At 71.4% G+C, this 16,978-nt stretch carries 17 protein-coding genes; 3 read left to right on the top strand and 14 right to left on the bottom strand.

Features of this window, described 5'->3' with window-relative positions:
- Positions 1 to 277: 277 nt before the first annotated feature.
- From AC0VYN_RS08725 to AC0VYN_RS08715, 3 genes are all read right to left on the bottom strand, one after another.
- Positions 278 to 415, bottom strand: coding sequence for a hypothetical protein (locus tag AC0VYN_RS08725; RefSeq protein ID WP_475535457.1), 138 nt, complete (start codon positions 413 to 415; stop codon positions 278 to 280).
- Between the two features lie 251 nt (positions 416 to 666).
- Positions 667 to 2,019, bottom strand: coding sequence for a class I SAM-dependent RNA methyltransferase (locus AC0VYN_RS08720; RefSeq protein ID WP_475535456.1), 1,353 nt, complete (start codon positions 2,017 to 2,019; stop codon positions 667 to 669).
- 67 nt (positions 2,020 to 2,086) lie between these two features.
- Positions 2,087 to 4,147, bottom strand: a complete 2,061-nt coding sequence (locus tag AC0VYN_RS08715) for an APC family permease (RefSeq protein WP_475535455.1) — start codon at positions 4,145 to 4,147, stop codon at positions 2,087 to 2,089.
- A gap of 508 nt (positions 4,148 to 4,655) precedes the next feature.
- Between AC0VYN_RS08715 and AC0VYN_RS08710 the strand changes: the two genes are divergently transcribed.
- Positions 4,656 to 5,327 (top strand): potassium channel family protein, encoded by a 672-nt coding sequence (locus AC0VYN_RS08710; protein ID WP_475535454.1) that lies wholly within the window; start codon positions 4,656 to 4,658, stop codon positions 5,325 to 5,327.
- Positions 5,327 to 6,004 carry a potassium channel family protein gene (locus tag AC0VYN_RS08705; protein ID WP_475535453.1) on the top strand — a complete coding sequence of 226 codons (678 nt, stop codon included), beginning with the start codon at positions 5,327 to 5,329 and terminating at the stop codon, positions 6,002 to 6,004. The genes AC0VYN_RS08710 and AC0VYN_RS08705 overlap by 1 nt, the downstream gene beginning before the upstream one ends.
- A 66-nt stretch (positions 6,005 to 6,070) precedes the next feature.
- On the opposite strand, the gene AC0VYN_RS08700 is transcribed toward AC0VYN_RS08705, so the two are convergent.
- From AC0VYN_RS08700 to AC0VYN_RS08665, 8 genes are all read right to left on the bottom strand, one after another.
- Entirely contained in the window at positions 6,071 to 6,898 is an 828-nt protein-coding gene (locus AC0VYN_RS08700; protein WP_451691321.1) for a DUF3159 domain-containing protein, read from the bottom strand.
- 3 nt (positions 6,899 to 6,901) lie between these two features.
- Positions 6,902 to 7,300 carry an OB-fold nucleic acid binding domain-containing protein gene (locus AC0VYN_RS08695; protein ID WP_475535452.1) on the bottom strand — a complete coding sequence of 133 codons (399 nt, stop codon included), beginning with the start codon at positions 7,298 to 7,300 and terminating at the stop codon, positions 6,902 to 6,904.
- Positions 7,301 to 7,372: 72 nt separating this feature from the next.
- Positions 7,373 to 8,080 carry a response regulator gene (locus tag AC0VYN_RS08690; protein ID WP_386926136.1) on the bottom strand — a complete coding sequence of 236 codons (708 nt, stop codon included), beginning with the start codon at positions 8,078 to 8,080 and terminating at the stop codon, positions 7,373 to 7,375.
- A complete protein-coding gene (locus AC0VYN_RS08685) occupies positions 8,074 to 10,623 on the bottom strand; it encodes an ATP-binding protein (RefSeq protein ID WP_475535451.1) in 2,550 nt (849 codons plus the stop codon). The genes AC0VYN_RS08690 and AC0VYN_RS08685 overlap by 7 nt, the downstream gene beginning before the upstream one ends.
- A 123-nt stretch (positions 10,624 to 10,746) precedes the next feature.
- Positions 10,747 to 11,439: an ABC transporter ATP-binding protein gene (locus AC0VYN_RS08680; protein ID WP_475535450.1), complete on the bottom strand. Its 693-nt coding sequence runs from the start codon at positions 11,437 to 11,439 to the stop codon at positions 10,747 to 10,749.
- Between the two features lie 213 nt (positions 11,440 to 11,652).
- On the bottom strand, positions 11,653 to 12,405 hold the full coding sequence (locus AC0VYN_RS08675; protein ID WP_385466968.1) for a DUF3710 domain-containing protein: 753 nt from the start codon (positions 12,403 to 12,405) through the stop codon (positions 11,653 to 11,655).
- A 1-nt stretch (position 12,406) separates the two neighbouring features.
- Positions 12,407 to 12,958 carry a dUTP diphosphatase gene (gene dut, locus AC0VYN_RS08670; RefSeq protein WP_386926138.1) on the bottom strand — a complete coding sequence of 184 codons (552 nt, stop codon included), beginning with the start codon at positions 12,956 to 12,958 and terminating at the stop codon, positions 12,407 to 12,409.
- Positions 12,955 to 13,539: a PaaI family thioesterase gene (locus AC0VYN_RS08665; protein ID WP_385466974.1), complete on the bottom strand. Its 585-nt coding sequence runs from the start codon at positions 13,537 to 13,539 to the stop codon at positions 12,955 to 12,957. Before AC0VYN_RS08665 ends, dut begins: the two co-directional genes overlap by 4 nt.
- 57 nt (positions 13,540 to 13,596) lie before the next feature.
- On the opposite strand from AC0VYN_RS08665, the gene AC0VYN_RS08660 reads away from it, so the two are divergent.
- Positions 13,597 to 14,058, top strand: coding sequence for a DUF3093 domain-containing protein (locus AC0VYN_RS08660; RefSeq protein WP_475535449.1), 462 nt, complete (start codon positions 13,597 to 13,599; stop codon positions 14,056 to 14,058).
- A gap of 13 nt (positions 14,059 to 14,071) precedes the next feature.
- Here AC0VYN_RS08660 and AC0VYN_RS08655 read toward each other — a convergent pair whose 3' ends face one another.
- From AC0VYN_RS08655 to AC0VYN_RS08645, 3 genes are all read right to left on the bottom strand, one after another.
- The gene (locus tag AC0VYN_RS08655) at positions 14,072 to 15,010 is read right to left on the bottom strand and encodes a hypothetical protein (protein ID WP_475535448.1); all 939 of its coding nucleotides are present in this window, start codon (positions 15,008 to 15,010) and stop codon (positions 14,072 to 14,074) included.
- 13 nt (positions 15,011 to 15,023) lie between these two features.
- Positions 15,024 to 15,320 carry a DUF4193 domain-containing protein gene (locus AC0VYN_RS08650; protein WP_003993510.1) on the bottom strand — a complete coding sequence of 99 codons (297 nt, stop codon included), beginning with the start codon at positions 15,318 to 15,320 and terminating at the stop codon, positions 15,024 to 15,026.
- Between the two features lie 406 nt (positions 15,321 to 15,726).
- The gene (locus AC0VYN_RS08645; RefSeq protein WP_475535447.1) at positions 15,727 to 16,974 is read right to left on the bottom strand and encodes a sensor histidine kinase; all 1,248 of its coding nucleotides are present in this window, start codon (positions 16,972 to 16,974) and stop codon (positions 15,727 to 15,729) included.
- Between the last annotated feature and the right edge of the window lie 4 nt (positions 16,975 to 16,978).

Here is a 16,978-nt window from a genome sequence, read left to right as displayed (position 1 = left end):
ACGACACGTCAAGAAAACATCTCGGCCACACGACTCGGAAGAGGGCGCATAAGTCCTTCTTGGTGTTCCCATAAGGGCCCCTACCGGGTATGGGTGGCTTTTGCGTCACCGTGAGAGGGGCGGGTGAGCCGATGTTTCGGCGGCCCGAGTGCGGAAATGGCGGGCCCACCGGGGCGTCTCGGCTGGCCGATGTGAGCTGCTCCGCTGTCCTGATCGAGCCCTCGGGACCGGTCGTCCGGTCCACAGATCGAGCGGTAGCACCTCCGGGTAGCGGCAGTCAGACCATGGCGAAGATCGTGCGGGACTGCGGCACACTCCCACCCACGGGGCGGGGCAGGTCGCCGGCCATGGGGCAATAGGTGGCCAACTTCGCGACCCTGAACAGCGGCTCCAGCGGCCGCGAGTGACGTCTCAACCGTGCGCTCCTGCCACGAGGCTCCGCACAGCACCGTCCAGTACGGGAACTCTTACCCCTCCCCGCACGGATCCAGCACGGTACGAGTGATGAAAGGTGATGACAGGTGACGAAAGGTCAGAAAATCCAGCACCTGTCCAGCACGGCAAAAATCAAGAGGTCTGGCTCCGCGGAGCCAGACCTCATCTGACCTGCATGTGAAACAGGTCGAGACACCCGGCCACGCCTGAGAAACCCGAGAAAACTACAGGTCAGGGCTGCTTTGCAGCGGGTTCCAAAATCGCCACGCACTCCACGTGCGACGTCATCGGGAACAGGTCGAACACCCGCAGCGTCCGCACCCGGTACCCGCCGTCCCGGAAGTACGCCAGGTCCCGCGCCAGCGCGGCCGGGTCGCAGGCCACGTACGCGATCCTGCGGGCGCCCAGGGACGCGAGGTGCGCGACCGTCTTGCGTCCCGCGCCCGCGCGCGGCGGGTCCAGGACGATCAGGTCGACCTCGGTGATGCCCGTGCGCGGGAGCACCGCCTCGACCTTGCCCTGCTCGACGCGGACCCGGTCGAAGCCGGCGAGGTTGTGCCGGGCGTCCTCGACGGCGCGCTTGCCGGACTCGATGCCGAGGACCGCGCCCTCGTCGCCGAGGCGGTCGGCGAGGGCACCCGCGAAGAGGCCGACGCCGCAGTACAGGTCGAGGGCCGTCTCGCCCTTGCGGGGCAGCAGGCCCTGCATGACCGCCGTGACCAGCGTGTCGGCGGCCTTCGTGTGGACCTGCCAGAAACCGCCGCTGCCGACGCGGTAGGTACGGTCGTCGGCGCGCTCGCGGACGAAGGGGCGGCCGTGGACGCGGTGGACGCCGCCGTCCTTCTCGCCGACCCGCATGACGGACACCGGGCGGTCCAGTTCGACGATGGGCAGCCGTGCGCCCGGCTTCGGGGTCAGGATGACCTGCCGGTCCTGGGAGCCGCTGGCCGCGATCGCCTCGACGGACTCCATGCCCGTCCAGTCACGCCGCTCGATGCCCAGCTCGCTGACGCCCTCGGCGGCGATCATGCAGTGGTCGATCGGCTGCACCTCGTGCGAGCGGTGCTTGCGCAGGCCCGCACGGCCCTCGTCGTCCACGGCGTACTGCACGCGCGTGCGCCACGACGGGACCTGCCCGGCGGGCACCTTGTCGCCCTCGGCCGGCATCACCGTGCCGTCCCAGCCGGCCTCCTCGGGCGTGAGGCCCGCGAGGCGCTGGAGCTGCTCGGCGACGACCTCGCCCTTCAGCCGGCGCTGGGCGCCCGGCTTGGCGTGCTGCCAGTCGCAGCCGCCGCAGCGGCCGGGGCCGGCGAAGGGGCAGGGCGCCTCGATGCGGTCCTTGGAGGCGTCCAGGATCTCGACGGCGTCCGCGCGCAGGAAGCGTGCGCCCTCCTCGCCCTCCGTCACCCGGGCCACGACCCGCTCGCCGGGCAGCGTGTGCCGCACGAACAGCACCTGTCCCTCGGCGGTGCGGGCGATGCAGTGGCCGCCGTGGGCGACGGGGCCGATCTCGACCTCGTACTCCTGCCCCACCAGCGAGACCGCCCGGGGCTCCGCCTGAGACTTCTTCGGTTCTGCCTGCATGGCGGGGTGACTCCAGAGAACGGGACGACGAACAGCGGACGACGTCGGAGGACAACAGCCGACCAGTCTACGTCGACGTCGAGGACTCCTTCGACCGGTCGTGGTGCGCAGGACCGCGCCGGACCGCGCCGGGCGCGCTCCAGTCCTGCCGCCTGCGGGCGCGCCGCTTGGCCGCCTCGGAGGACTCCAGCTGGTACGGGACGGAGGTGACCATGACCCCGGGGGTGAACAGGAGCCGGCCCTTGAGGCGCAGGGCGCTCTGGTTGTGCAGCAGGTGCTCGTACCAGTGGCCGACGACGTACTCGGGGATGATCACGGAGACGGCGTCGCGCGGCGACTCCTTGCGGAGGCTCTTGACGTACTCGATGACCGGCCGGGTGATCTCGCGGTAGGGCGAGTCCAGCACCTTCAGCGGCACGTCGATGCCGCGCCGCTCCCACTCCTCGCGCAGCGCCTTGGTCTCCGCCGGGTCGACGTTGACGCTGAGCGCCTCCAGGGAGTCCGAGCGCAGCAGCTTGGCGTAGGCGAGGGCGCGCAGGGTCGGGCGGTGGATCTTGGAGATCAGCACGACGGAGTGGACGCGGGACGGCCGGACCAGGTCGTCGCTCGGGGGCTCCTCGGCCTCCGGGGCGGCGATCTCCTCGGCGACGCGGTCGTAGTGCTTGCGGATCGCCGTCATCGTCGCGAAGAAGATGCACATACCGAGCAGGGCGACCCACGCGCCGTGCGTGAACTTCGTGGCGAGGACGACGACCAGCACCAGTCCGGTGAAGAAGGCGCCGAAGGTGTTGATGGCCCGCGAGCGGATCATGTGGCGCCGCTTGGCCTGTTCCCTCTCCGTGGCCAGGTGGCGGTTCCAGTGGCGGACCATGCCGATCTGGCTGAGCGTGAAGGACACGAACACGCCGACGATGTAGAGCTGGATCAGGCGGGTCGAGTCGGCGCCGTAGACGACGACGAGGAGGACGGCCGCCCCGGCCAGCAGCACGATGCCGTTGGAGAAGGCCAGCCGGTCGCCGCGGGTGTGCAGCTGGCGCGGCAGGTAGCGGTCCTGGGCGAGGATCGAGCCGAGCAGCGGGAAGCCGTTGTACGCGGTGTTCGCGGCGAGGAAGAGGACCAGCGCGGTGGCCGCGGCGAGCACGACGAAGAGGAAGCTGCCCTCGCCGAACACGGCCTCGGCGACCTGCGAGATCACCGGGTGCTGGACGTAGTCCGCGCCGACGGCGATGCCGTTGTGGAACAGGTCGACGGCCGGGTTCTCGGCCATCCGGACCTTGGTCGCGGCGGCCAGCGCGATGATGCCGCAGAACATGGTGACGGCGAGCAGGCCCATCATCGCGAGCGTCGTGGCCGCGTTCTTCGACTTGGGCTTGCGGAAGGCCGGGACGCCGTTGGAGATGGCCTCGACGCCGGTGAGCGCGGCACAGCCGGAGGAGAAGGCCCGCAGCAGCAGGAAGACCAGCGCGAAGCCCGCCAGGCCCTGGTGCTCCGGTTTGATCTCGTAGTCGGCCGTGGGTGCTCGCATGCTGTCCCCGAGGACCAGTCCCCGGAACGCCCCCCACGCGATCATGATGAAGACGCCCCCGACGAAGACGTACGTCGGGATCGCGAACAGCTTGCCCGACTCCTTCACGCCCCGCAGGTTCATCAGGGTCAGCAGCACGATCACGGCGACGGCGCAGAAGACCTTGTGCTCGACGACGAACGGGATCGCGGAGCCGAGGTTCTCGATGCCGGAGGAGATGGACACGGCGACGGTCAGGACGTAGTCGACCAGCAGCGCGCTCGCCACGGTCAGGCCGGCCCTGGGCCCGAGGTTGGTGGTCGCCACCTCGTAGTCGCCGCCGCCGCTCGGATAGGCGTGCACGTTCTGCCGGTAGGAGGCGACCACGGTGAACATCAGCACGACGACCGCGACGGCGATCCACGGGCTGAAGTGGTACGCCGACACGCCCGCGATCGACAGGACCAGCAGCACCTCGCCGGGGGCGTAGGCCACGGAGGACAGCGGGTCGGAGGCGAAGACGGGTAGGGCGATGCGCTTCGGCAGGAGCGTTTCCCCCAGCCGGTCACTGCGCAGTGCGCGCCCGATCAGAATCCGCTTGGGCACGTCGGTCAGTTTGGACACAACAGAGGATCGTAGGCGTTCGAACGGGCGACCGCCCACCCGCCACCCCCGATCCGTCCGCCGTCTGCTCTACGGGTGAATTCGGGTGGTGCCGCGGCTGCGGATTCCGCAGGCTGGGGGCCCGGCATGCCTATATGACGAACACCCTGCGATTCCCGGCCGTTGACCGCCCTGGAGGCTTCATGCATCTGACCGCAGAGCTCGTCGGCGGCGCCGTCGCGCTCGTCGGCCTCGGATTCCTCACCGTCGCCAGCATCCGCAGCATCGGCCGCCGGGGGTCGTCCGCCGAGGGGTGAGGCGGCGCGCACGGGCGTGCCGATACGTTGGGCGGGGGGCGAGGGGGGGTGGCTCCACGGGCCCCTGGGGCGTCACCCCCGGTGGTCACCGGCATGATGTTCTCCTGCGGCCCGCACGCTGGCCGCGACATGTCGCCAGGCGAGCCGAAAGAGAGACATGAGCACGACATCCACTAAGGTGGCAGTGCCCGCAGGAAGCGCGGTGTGACGCGATGCATATTGTCATCATGGGCTGCGGGCGTGTGGGTTCCGCTCTCGCCCAGACCCTGGAGCAGCAGGGGCACACGGTCGCCGTGATCGACCAGGACCCCACCGCCTTCCGCCGTCTGGGCTCCTCGTTCGGCGGCCGCCGGGTCACCGGCGTCGGCTTCGACCAGGACACCCTGCGCGAGGCGGGCATCGAGGACGCCGGTGCCTTCGCCGCCGTCTCCAGCGGTGACAACTCGAACATCATCGCCGCCCGCGTGGCCCGCGAGATGTTCGGCGTGGAGAACGTCGCCGCCCGTATCTACGACCCCCGCCGCGCGGAGGTCTACCAGCGCCTCGGCATCCCCACGGTCGCGACCGTCCGCTGGACGGCCGACCAGATGCTGCGCCGGCTGCTCCCCTCGGGCGCCGAGCCGCTGTGGCGCGACCCCACGGGCGGCGTCCAGCTCGCCGAGGTGCACACCTCGGCGTCCTGGGTCGGTCACAAGATCAGCCGGCTCCAGGAGGAGACCGGTGTGCGGGTGGCGTTCGTCACCCGGCTCGGGGAGGCGATCCTGCCCTCCTCGCAGACCGTCCTGCAGGAGGGTGACCTGGTGCACGTGATGATGCGCACCGACGAGGTCGACAAGGTCGAGGCGGCGTTCGCCCGGGGTCCCGAAGAGGAGAGCGGTCACTGATGAGGGTCGCCATTGCCGGAGCCGGCGCGGTCGGCCGTTCGATCGCGGGCGAGCTGCTGGAGAACGGCCACGAGATCCTGCTCATCGACAAGGCGCCGACCGCCATCTCGGTCGAGCGCGTGCCGATGGCGGAGTGGCTGCTCGCCGACGCGTGCGAGATCACGTCCCTGGACGAGGCGGCGCTCCAGCGCTGCAACGTCGTCATCGCCGCGACGGGCGACGACAAGGTCAACCTGGTCGTGTCCCTGCTGGCCAAGACGGAGTACGGCGTCCCGCGCGTCGTCGCCCGGGTGAACAACCCGAAGAACGAGTGGCTCTTCAACGAGTCCTGGGGCGTGGACGTCGCCGTCTCCACCCCGCGCCTGATGTCCGCCCTGGTCGAGGAGGCGGTGAGCGTCGGCGACCTGGTCCGGCTGCTGCGCTTCAGCCACGGCGACGCCAACCTCGTGGAGCTGACGCTGCCGGAGGAGTCGGCCCTGGCCGGCACCCAGGTCGGCGACGTCGAGTGGCCCCAGGACACCTCCCTGGTCACGATCATCCGCGGCACCCGGGTGCTCACCCCGTCCCGGGACGACTCGCTGGAGGCGGGCGACGAGCTGCTGTTCGTGGCGGCCCAGGCCCGCGAGGAGCAGCTGGAGGACCTGCTGTCGGCGCGGCGCACCGACGCCGACGACTGACGGCCGCACCGCGGTACGACGGTGGGGGCGCCCGGAGAGATCCGGGCGCCCCCACCGTCGTTCGCGTCAGGCCCGGCGGTGTCTGCCGCCGCGCGAGTCCGCGGAGCCGCCGTCGCCGTCCGGCACGGAGCCTGCGTCGGCGCCTTCGCCGACCAGCTCGGCCGGGTGCCCCCGGTCCGGAGCCTCGCGCCCGGCCTTCTCCTCCTTCTCGGCCCTCTCCGCCGCCTCCATCTCCGCGAACACGTCGATGGGGGCCGGCGCCTTGGCCAAGAAGACCCAGGTCAGCCAGACGGCGAGCAGGAAGGGCGGGATCTTCAGGGTGACCAGGACCCAGCCGAGCTGTTCGGTGTCCGCCCACCAGTACAGGGGGAAGAGAATCGCGCACTTGGCGAGCAGGATCAGGCCCCAGGCGTAGCTCGCCTTCGCGTACGCCTTCTTGCGGCCCGGGTTGCGGGTGCGCCAGGAGAGGTTCTCCTTGAAGACCGGGCCGAGGATCAGGCCGATCAGGGGTACCCCGGCCAGCGTCGTGACGATGTACGCCAGGGCCAGGCCCAGCGTGTAGAGCATGCCGGGCAGATAGAAGTTCTTGGCGTTGTCGGTCATCATCGCGAAGACCACGCCGAAGGCCACCCCGAAGACGCCGCTGAAGGCGTGCTTGACGGTGTCCTTCATCACCAGCCGGACCACGACCAGCACCAGCGACACGGCCAGCGCCGCGATCGCCGACAGGTGGAGGTCGTTGTTGATCGTGAAGATGGTGACGAAGAGAAGCCCCGGCAGCACCGTCTCGACCATGCCCCGAACGCCGCCGAACGCCTCGAACAGCGCGGCCTCCGTCACCGCCCGGGCGTCGTCCGCTTCCCTGTCTTCGGTCGGCTTGTCGAGCGACGTCACCGGCTACTCCCGTCCGAGGGGTCTCAGTTCGTATTTCGGGTTGAAGAGCACCCGGCGGCCTCGGCTCATGGAGATCCGGCCCGATGCGATGAGCTTGCGCCCCGGCTCTATGCCCACGATGGAGCGTCTGCCCAGCCACACGACGTCCAAGGCGGCGGAGCCGTCGAACAGCTCGGCCTCCAGGGCCGGGACGCCGGCACGCGGACGCAGGGTGACCGTGCGCAAGGTACCAGTTACCGTGACGATCTGCCGGTCCTGGCAGTCGCCGATGCGTGTGCAGCCGGTGGTGTCGGCGTCCTCCCGGAGCTCCTCCGACTCCAGGTCCTCCTGCGAAGAGGAGAGCCGGTCGAACATGCGCCGGAACCGGCCCACCGGCTTGTCGGAACGAGGAGCAGCACTCATACCTGAAGCGTACCGGGGCACGGCGGGAGCGACGCACCCCCTCGGGACCCGCCCCGGAACGGGCCCCCTGGGTCACTTCTCGAAGCGGTAGCCCATCCCCGGCTCGGTGATGAAGTGCCGGGGGTGCGCGGGGTCCGCCTCCAGCTTGCGGCGCAGCTGCGCCATGTAGACCCGCAGGTAGTTCGTCTCCGTCCCGTACGACGGGCCCCACACCTCCCGCAGCAGCTGCTTCTGGCCGACCAGGCGGCCGGTGCTGCGCACCAGCACCTCCAGCAGGTGCCACTCCGTGGGCGTCAGCCGCACGTCCCTGCCGTCCCGGTTGACCTTCTTCGCGGCCAGGTCGACGGTGAAGCCGGCGGTCTCCACGATCACGTCGTCCTCTCCGCCCGGGACGGGCTCGGCCCGGCGGACGGCGGCGCGCAGCCGGGCCAGCAGCTCGTCCATGCCGAAGGGTTTGGTGACGTAGTCGTCGGCGCCGGCGTCCAGGGCCTCGACCTTCTCGTCGGAGGAGTGGCGGGCGGAGAGCACCAGGATCGGTACCCGGGTCCAGCCGCGCAGGCCCCTGATCACCTCGACGCCGTCCATGTCGGGCAGGCCGAGGTCCAGCACCACCACGTCGGGGTGGCGGGCGGCGGCCGTCCGCAGGGCGGTGGCGCCGTCGTACGCGGTGTCGACCTCGTAGTGGCGTGCCTTGAGGTTGATCACGAGTGCCCGCACGATCTGCGGCTCGTCGTCGATCACGAGCACCCTCGTGGGGGTACGGGGGGTCGAGCTCAGCATCGGGCGGTCCGGCTTTCTGCTGTCACGGTGGGGAGGGCGCCGGTGTCCGGGGCGGCCGCGCGGAGGGTGAGGACCATGGTGAGGCCCCCACCGGGGGTGTCCTCGGCGTTCAGGGTGCCGCCCATCGCCTCGGCGAAGCCGCGGGCCACGGCGAGGCCCAGCCCCACGCCGGCCCCGCGCGGGGCGTCGCCGAGGCGCTGGAAAGGTTCGAAGATGCGCTCCTTGGCGTCGTCCGGCACTCCCGGACCCCGGTCGACGACCCGTACCTCGACGCGGTCCGCGAGGGCGCTGCCCGCCACCACGACGGTCCGGCCGGGCGGGCTGTACTTGACGGCGTTCTCGACCAGGTTGGCCATCGCCCGCTCCAGGAGCCCCGCGTCCACGGCGACCATCGGCAGCGTCTCGGGGACATCCAGCTCGACGCTCGCCTCGGGCACCCCGCCGAGCGCCATCGGCACCACCTCGTCGACGTCGATCTCGCGGATCAGCGGCGCGACCGTGCCGGTCTGGAGGCGGGACATGTCGAGCAGGTTGCCCACGAGGTGGTCGAGGCGGTCGGCGCCGTCTTCGATGCCCTCCAGGAGGGCGGCCCGGTCCTCCTCGGACCACGCCACGTCGTCGGAGCGCAGACCCGTGACCGCGGCCTTGATGCCGGCCAGCGGCGTCCGCAGGTCGTGGCTCACGGCGGCCAGCAGGGCCGTGCGGATGCGGTTGCCCTCGGCCAGGGCGCGGGCCCGGTCGGCCTCCTCGCGCAGCCGGCGCCGGTCCAGGACGACGGCGGCCTGGGCGGCGAAGGCGGCCAGCACCCGGCGGTCCTCCGCGGGCAGGACCCGGCCGGTCAGCGCCAGCGCCATGTGGTCCCCCACCGGCATGTCCACGTCCGCGTCCTCCGGGCGCTCCACCGGTGGGCCGAGGCCGGCCCGGCCGGCGCAGACCCAGGGCGTCACGTCGCTCTCCCGCTCCAGCAGGACGGCGGACTCCATGACGAAGGTCTCGCGGACCCGTTCCAGCAGGGTCTCCAGGCTGGTCTCGCCGCGCAGCACGTCCCCCGCCAGGAAGGAGAGGATCTCCGCCTCGGCGCGCAGCCGGGCGGCCTGGTGGGTGCGGCGGGCGGCGACGTCGACGACCGAGGCCACGGAGACCGCGACGCCCACGAAGATGGCGAGCGCAAGGATGTTCCTGGGGTCGGCGATGGTGATCCGGTTGACCGGCGGTGTGAAGAACCAGTTCAGCAGCAGGGAGCCGACCGCGGCCGAGGCGAGCGCCGGGTACAGCCCGCCGAGCAGGGCGGCGGCGACGGTCAGCGCCAGGTACAGCAGGACGTCGTTGGCGAGTCCGAGGTGGACGGTGTTCAGGATCAGCGTGAGCAGCACCGGGCCGCCGAGGCCCGCGAGCCAGCCCGACACGAGCCGCAGGCGCCCGAGGCGCGCGCCCCTGGCGACCGGGAGCCCCCGTCCCTTGGCGACCTCCTCGTGGGTGACGATGTGCACGTCGAGGTCGGGGCCGGACTCGCGGGCGACCGTGGCGCCGACGCCGGGGCCGAAGACGTACTGCCAGGCCTTGCGGCGCGAGGAGCCCAGGACGATCTGGGTGGCGTTGACGCCGCGCGCGAAGTCCAGCAGGGCGGCCGGTATGTCGTCGCCGAGCACGTGGTGGAAGGTGCCGCCGAGGTCCTCCACCAGGGTGCGCTGCACCGCCAGCTCCTTCGGGGATGCGGACGTCAGCCCGTCGCTGCGGGCTATGTACGCGGCGAGCACCTCGCCGCCGGCGCCCTTCTCGGCGAGTCGTGCGGCCCGCCGTATCAGCGTCCGGCCCTCGGGGCCGCCGGTCAGGCCGACCACGATGCGCTCGCGCGATCCCCAGATCTTCGAGACCCGGTGCTCGCTGCGGTACTGCTGGAGGTACTCGTCGGCGCGGTCGGCCACCCACAGCAGCGCGAGCTCGCGCAGGGCGGTGAGGTTGCCGGGGCGGAAGTAGTTGGACAGGGCCGCGTCGACCCTGTCCGGCTGGTAGATGTTGCCGTGCGCCATGCGCCGGCGCAGCGCCTGCGGCGACATGTCCACCAGTTCTATCTGGTCCGCGCGCCGCACCACCTCGTCCGGCACCGTCTCCTGCTGCCGCACGCCGGTGATTCCCTCGACGACGTCGCCGAGGGACTCCAGGTGCTGGATGTTGACGGTCGAGATCACGTCGATCCCGGCGGCCAGCAGCTCCTGCACGTCCTGCCAGCGCTTGGCGTTGCGTGCCCCGGGGACGTTGGTGTGGGCGAGCTCGTCCACCAGCGCCACCCGGGGGGCGCGGGCGAGGACCGCGTCCAGGTCGAGCTCCGTGAAGAGCGCGCCACGGTGCTCCAGCTCCCTGCGCGGCACCTGCTCCAGCCCGTGCAGCAGCACCTCGGTGCGCGCCCTGCCGTGGTGCTCCACGAAGGCCACCACGCAGTCGGTGCCCCGCTCCACGCGCCGGTGGGCCTCGCACAGCATCGCGTACGTCTTGCCGACGCCCGGCGCCGCGCCGAGGTAGATCCGAAGCTTGCCGCGTCCCATGGCCCCATTGTCTTCCGGTCACTGCTGACTGCGCAGCGTCGACCCTACGGCCAGCTGTCGCGGAGGAACGGGTCCGGGTGCAGGAGGCGGTCCGTCCTTGACGGAACCCTGACGCCCGCGGCGTCAGTGCTCGGCGATCTCCCCGTCCCGCAGTTCCAGCACCCGGTCGGCGAGGTCGAGGAGCGCGGCGTCGTGGGTGGCGACCAGTGCGGTCACCCGCTCGCTGCGCACGACGGCCCGCAGCAGCTCCATCACGTCGTGGCCGGTCTCGGCGTCCAGCTGGCCGGTGGGCTCGTCGGCGATCAGCAGCGCCGGGTTGTTGGCGAGGGCGCGGGCGATGGCGACCCGCTGCTGCTGGCCGCCGGACAGTTCGCCGGGCCGCTGGGCGGCGTGGTCGGCGAGGCCGACCAGGGAGAGCAGCAGCGCCACGCGCTCGTCGCGCTCGCGCGGCGCGGTCCGGCGCAGCCGCATCGGCACGCCCACGTTCTCGGCCGCGGTGAGAATCGGGACGAGTCCGAAGGACTGGAAGACGAAGCCGACCCGGTCCCGGCGCAGCGCCAGCAGCCCGTCCTCGTCGAGCTCCGCGAGGTCCCGGCCGTCGACCGCGACGCGTCCGGCGTCCGGTGTGTCGAGACCGCCCACGATGTTGAGCAGCGTGGTCTTGCCGGAGCCGGACCGCCCCTTGAGGGCCACCAGTTCGCCGCGCGGCACCTCGAAGGAGACGCCGCGCAGCGCGTGGACGGCGGCGCTGCCGTGGCCGTACGACTTGTGCACGTCCTCGACGCGCACCATGGTCTCGGTGACCACCTGGTTCATGGGTCCTCCCCCGCCGGAAACCGGGCGTCAGTATCGCCAGCGGACGCCCGCCGCTTCAACCGTCGCGGCCGGGATCGCCGCCGTGAGCCCTCGGGGGCCGCCCGGACGCGCCCGCCGTGTCCGGCGCCCGCGCGGCCCCGGACACGGTGAAGGGCCGCGTCCCGTGCGGGGCGCGGCCCTCTCGGTGCGAATACGAAGAGCCGTAGGGAATGCCTACCGGACCTCGGTGATCTCCGGTCCGCGCTGGAGCTGGCCCATGCCGCCGGAGAAGCGGGAGCCCTCCTCCTGCTGGACGCCCTCGGGGACCATCTGCGCGTCGTTCGGCAGCTTGAGGACGATCGGGTCGCGGGGGGCCATCGGGCCGTCGCCGCGGACCACGACCGTGTCCCGGAAGATCTGCTCGAGCAGACCGGCGGCCTGCGGCTGCACCGCGCCCTGGCCGGAGATCACTCCGCGCAGGAACCAGCGGGGGCCGTCCACGCCGACGAACCGCACGACCTGGAAGCCGCCCGTGCCGTCCGGCAGCTGCACCGGCACCTGGGCCCGCAGCTCCCAGCCCAGCGGACCCTCGACCTCGTCGACGATGCCACCCTGCTGGGTGATGCCGGAGCCGATCTCCTCACGCACCTCGCCCCAGATGCCCTCGCGCTTGGGCGCGGCGAAACCCTGGAGCTGGATGGCGCTGTCGCGCAGCACGACCGTCGCGGCGACGATCGCGTCACCGGCGACCTCCACGCGCAGTTCCATGCCGTCGACGCCGGGTACGAACAGGCCTCCCAGGTCCACCCGGCCCTCGCCCGGGTCGCTGACCTCGGTGCTGTCCCAGGGCCCGTCGGGCCGCGGTTCGGGCTCGAGCCGCACGCGCTCGCGCTCTCCGTCCGCCTCGGTGTCGACGCTGTCGACGACCTGCTCGGTCTCGCCGGCCGCGTCCTCGGCGGCATCCCTCTTCTTGCGACGTCCGAACACGTCACTGTCCTTCCCGGTCGGATACGACCGAAGCGTATCGATTCCCACCCGTCGGGCCGCCCTCGGCGGCCTGACCGCTTGTGCCGCTTGCACGGTCCGTCCCGGCGTGGCCGCCGGTGGACCCGAAGCCCCCCTCGGCCCGCGCCGAGTCGGGAAGCTCCGCGACCTGGCGGAAACGGACCCTCTCGACCTGCTGGACGACCAGTTGGGCAATCCGGTCGAAGCGCTCGAACCGCACGCTCTCGCGCGGGTCGAGATTCACCACGATCACCTTGATCTCTCCACGGTACCCGGCATCGATCGTCCCCGGGGCATTCACGAGGGCGACACCGCAGCGGGCTGCCAGACCGGATCGCGGGTGCACGAAGGCCGCGTACCCCTCGGGGAGCGCCACAGACACCCCGGTGGGCAGAACGGCCCGTTCACCGGGCGCCAGTTCGCAGTCCACGGTGGTGCGCAGATCCGCTCCCGCGTCCCCGGGCTGCGCGTATTCCGGCAGCGGTACGTCGGGGTCGACGCGGCGGATCAGGACGTCCAGGGGCTCGCGGCTCACGGGTTCACCTCGAAGGCGCGGGCCCGGCGGAGCTGGTCCGGGTCGTCCATGGCGGCGCGGATCTCCTGCTCGCGGCCGTGGTCGACGAAGTGGTCGATCTTGACCTCGATGAACACCGCGTCGGCGCGGACGGCCACGGGGCCGTCGGGGCCGCCGATCCGGCCGGTGGCGCTGGAGTAGATCTTCCGGCCGGCCACCGCGGTCACCTCGGCCTCCAGGTACAGCGTCGTGTCCACGGGCACCGGACGCAGGAAGTCGGTCTCCAGCCGGCCGGTCACCGCGATGGTCCGCAGCAGCCAGTTCAGCGAGCCGAGGGCCTCGTCCAGGGCGGCGGTCAGCACGCCGCCGTGCGCCAGCCCGGGGGCGCCCTGGTGGGCGGGCTGCACGGTGAACTCGGCGGTGATCGCGACCCCTTCACCGGCCCGCGCCTGGAGGTGCAGTCCGTGCGGCTGGTCGCCGCCGCAGCCGAAGCACTGCTCGTAGTGCGCGCCGAGCAGCCGGCCGGGGGCGGGCGCGTCGGGGTGCCGTACCGGTGTCACGGCGTCGGCGGGGGGCTGAAGAGCCGGGGAAGTACCACTCACAGGCGCAGACCTTACCCGCGCGTCGGCCGATCACCGATACCGTGCCAAGCTTGCTTCATGCAGCTCTCCGCCACCCCGTACGAAGAACGTCTCACCGCGCCCCGTTCCTGGTGGCTGATCTCCTTCCTGGTGGGCCTCTCGTTCGCCCTGATCCTGCTGCCGTTCGGCACACTGCCGATGCTGGGCGGTCTGGCGGGCGGCACGGCCGCGGCGGCGGTCGTGGCGAGTTCGTACGGCGCGGTCCGCATCCGGATCGTGGGTGACTCGCTGATCGCCGGCGAGGCCAAGGTGCCGCTGACGGCCCTGGGCGAGGCGGAGATCCTCGATGCGGAGGAGGCCCGCGCCTGGCGCACGTACAAGGCCGACACCCGCGCGTTCCTGCTGCTGCGCGCCTACATCCCGACGGCCGTGCGCGTCGAGGTCACGGACCCCGAGGACCCGACTCCCTACCTGTACCTGTCGACCCGCGAGCCGGAGCGGCTGGTCGAGGCGCTGCGGACGGCGAAGGCCGCGGCGTAGCGCACGCGGTGCGTCAGCGCCGGTCCCTGCCGGGCCGGGGCGGGCGCCCGAGGTCCCTGCCGAGGGCGTCCATGTCCAGGGCGTCGTCGGGGCTCTCCAGGGCGGGAAGGTCCTCGAGGGATTGCCACGGCACCTGCCGTCTGCGCAGGTCGGCACGGATGCGGTCGGCCAGCTTCCTGGTGTCGCGCCGGTTCATGACGGCGCCCACGGCCGCACCCACCATGAACGGCATCAGGTTGGGCAGGTTGCGCACCATGCGCTTCATGATCTGCTGGCGCAGCTGGCGCTTCATGTGGCTGTTCATCGCCGTGGTGAGGGTCGCCGGCCTGGTCACCTCGACGCCGCGCTCGTCGGACCAGGAGTTCAGGTACGCGGTGCTGCGCTGCGCCAGCGCGCCCGGCGGGCGTACGCCGTAGACCTCGTGCAGTTCGGCGATCAGCTTCAGCTCGATCGCCGCCACGCCGGTGATCTCGGCGGCCAGTTCGGTGGGGATCGCGGGGGGCACGGGGAGCATCGCCGCGGCGCCGATTCCCGCGCCGACGGTGGCGGTGCCCCGGGTGGCGCCGGTCACGAGCCGGTCGGCGAGCTGCTCGGGGCCGAGCCCGGGGAACTGCTCGCGCAGGGTCGCCAGGTCTCGTACGGGAACGCGCGGAGCCAGGTCGACGACCCGGTCCGCGAGATGCGCCAGGGCTGCCCTGGCGCGGTCGCCGCCCTTGCGGACGCCCTGCTCCGCCCTGTCCCGGAACTCCGCTGCCCGGCGCCGGGCAGCGGGCGCCGGCGGGGGGAGGGTCGCCGGGAGGTCACCCCGGCCGGTCTCCGGTTCGAGCGAGGCCGTTCCCTCATCGGTAGGGCCTCGCTCGTCGTCACGCGCGCGATACGGGCCGTCGGACGGCCCTTGGTCCGCTCCTCGCCAAGAGAAGCGGCGCTTCCAGGGAGGGGTCGAGCCGGTCACGGCCGACCCCGCCTCAGTCGCAGTCGCGGCAGATCGGCTGGCCGTTCTTCTCCCGGGCCAGCTGGCTGCGGTGGTGCACCAGGAAACAGCTCATGCAGGTGAACTCGTCCTGCTGCTTCGGCAGTACGCGGACTGCCAGTTCCTCGTTGGACAGGTCGGCGCCGGGAAGCTCGAGGCCCTCTGCGGCCTCGAACTCGTCGACGTCGACGGCCGAGGCGGACTTGTCGTTCCGCCGGGCCTTCAGTTCTTCAAGACTGTCCGAGTCGACGTCGTCGTCGGTCTTGCGTGGGGTGTCGTAATCGGTGGCCATGGTCGCTCTCCCCCTCTGGGTGTCTGCGGGTGTCTCCAGCGCACGTAACGCATGAGAGGCCGGACTTGTGCCCGACCCGAAGCGGAGATTTTGCCTCACATCAAGGTCTGTTACTCAATCGACACCCAACCGGACTCCTCAAGAGTGATCGGCTTGGATGGCGATGGGGACCGTACACGGTCCGAACGCCGCACTTCAAAGGCGTCCCACCCTGTACTTCCCGTGATCAGGACCCCTGAAAACCGGGATTTTCCCGGCCTTCCGACAGGGTGCATGATCACGGAGAGTGCAAAATAGGAAAGCCGTCGTTGTGATCGATCACACATGCCAAACCCTGGACGCCGACCTGGAAATTCCGCTCAAAGCGAACATCCCCGGTCCACGGCCGGATGTCGGGGTCATGATCTCAGATCGGAAGCGTGACACGCATCACGAGCCCTCCGCCCTCGCGCGGCTGCGCGTAGATGTGCCCGCCGTGCGCCCTGGCCACCGACCGCGCGATGGACAGGCCGAGCCCGACGCCCTTGTCGCTGCCCGTGCGCTCGGTGCGCAGCCGCCGGAACGGCTCGAAGAGGTTGTCGATCTCGTACGCCGGCACGACCGGGCCGGTGTTGGTTACGACCAGCACCGCCTGTCCGCTCTCGACCCTCGTGGTGACCTCCACCCAGCCCTCTTCGGCCACGTTGTAGCGCACGGCGTTCTGCACCAGGTTCAGGGCGATCCGCTCCAGCAGCACGCCGTTGCCCTGGACCACCGCGGGCTCGCAGTCGCTCTCGATCCGCACGTCCCTGGTCTCCGCCTCGGCGTGCACCTGGTCGACGGCCTGCCCGGCGACCTCGGCGAGGTCCACGGGCTTGCGCTCGACGATCTGGTTGTCGCTGCGGGCGAGCAGCAGCAGGCCCTCGACGAGCTGCTCGCTGCGCTCGTTGGTGGCCAGCAGGGTCTTGCCGAGCTGCTGGAGCTCCACCGGGGCGCCCGGATCGGACAGGTGCACCTCGAGGAGGGTGCGGTTGATCGCGAGCGGCGTGCGCAGCTCGTGCGAGGCGTTGCCGACGAAGCGCTGCTGGGCCGTGAAGGCCCGTTGCAATCGCTCCAGCATCTCGTCGAAGGTGTCCGCCAGCTCCTTGAGCTCGTCGTCCGGGCCGTCCAGCTCGATGCGCCGGGACAGGTCGGAACCGGCCACGGCGCGCGCGGTGCGGGTGATCCGGCCCAGCGGCGACAGGACCCGGCCGGCCATGGCGTAGCCGAAGGCGAACGCGATCACGGCGAGGCCGAGCAGCGCCAGCAGGGAGCGGCTGAGCAGGTTGTCCAGGGCGACCTGGCGCTGGTGGTCGATGCACTCGCTGATCGCCGCGTTGAAGGTGGACAGCGAGAGGTTGCTCGCGTTGTTCACGACCGGGCACTTGTCGCTGGAGACCTTGATGTCGGTGCCGCCGACGATCTTGAACAGCGGTTCGTTGCCCGTGGTCAGGGCCTGCGCCGCCAGCAGGTAGATGATCGACAGCAGCAGGATGCCCGCGATCAGGAACATGCCGCCGTAGAGCAGCGTGAGCCTTATCCGGATGGTGGGGCGCAGCCACGGCAGGGGGGTCGCCTGGCGGGGGTCCCAGGTGGGCTTCGGAGGCGTCCCGGGGGGCGCGGGTGTCGTTGCCACGGTG

This window comes from Streptomyces sp. 63XJN7_1_ISO-PGPR-S23-121, from assembly GCF_056173025.1.
This window is presented reverse-complemented; position numbering and strand designations above follow the sequence as displayed.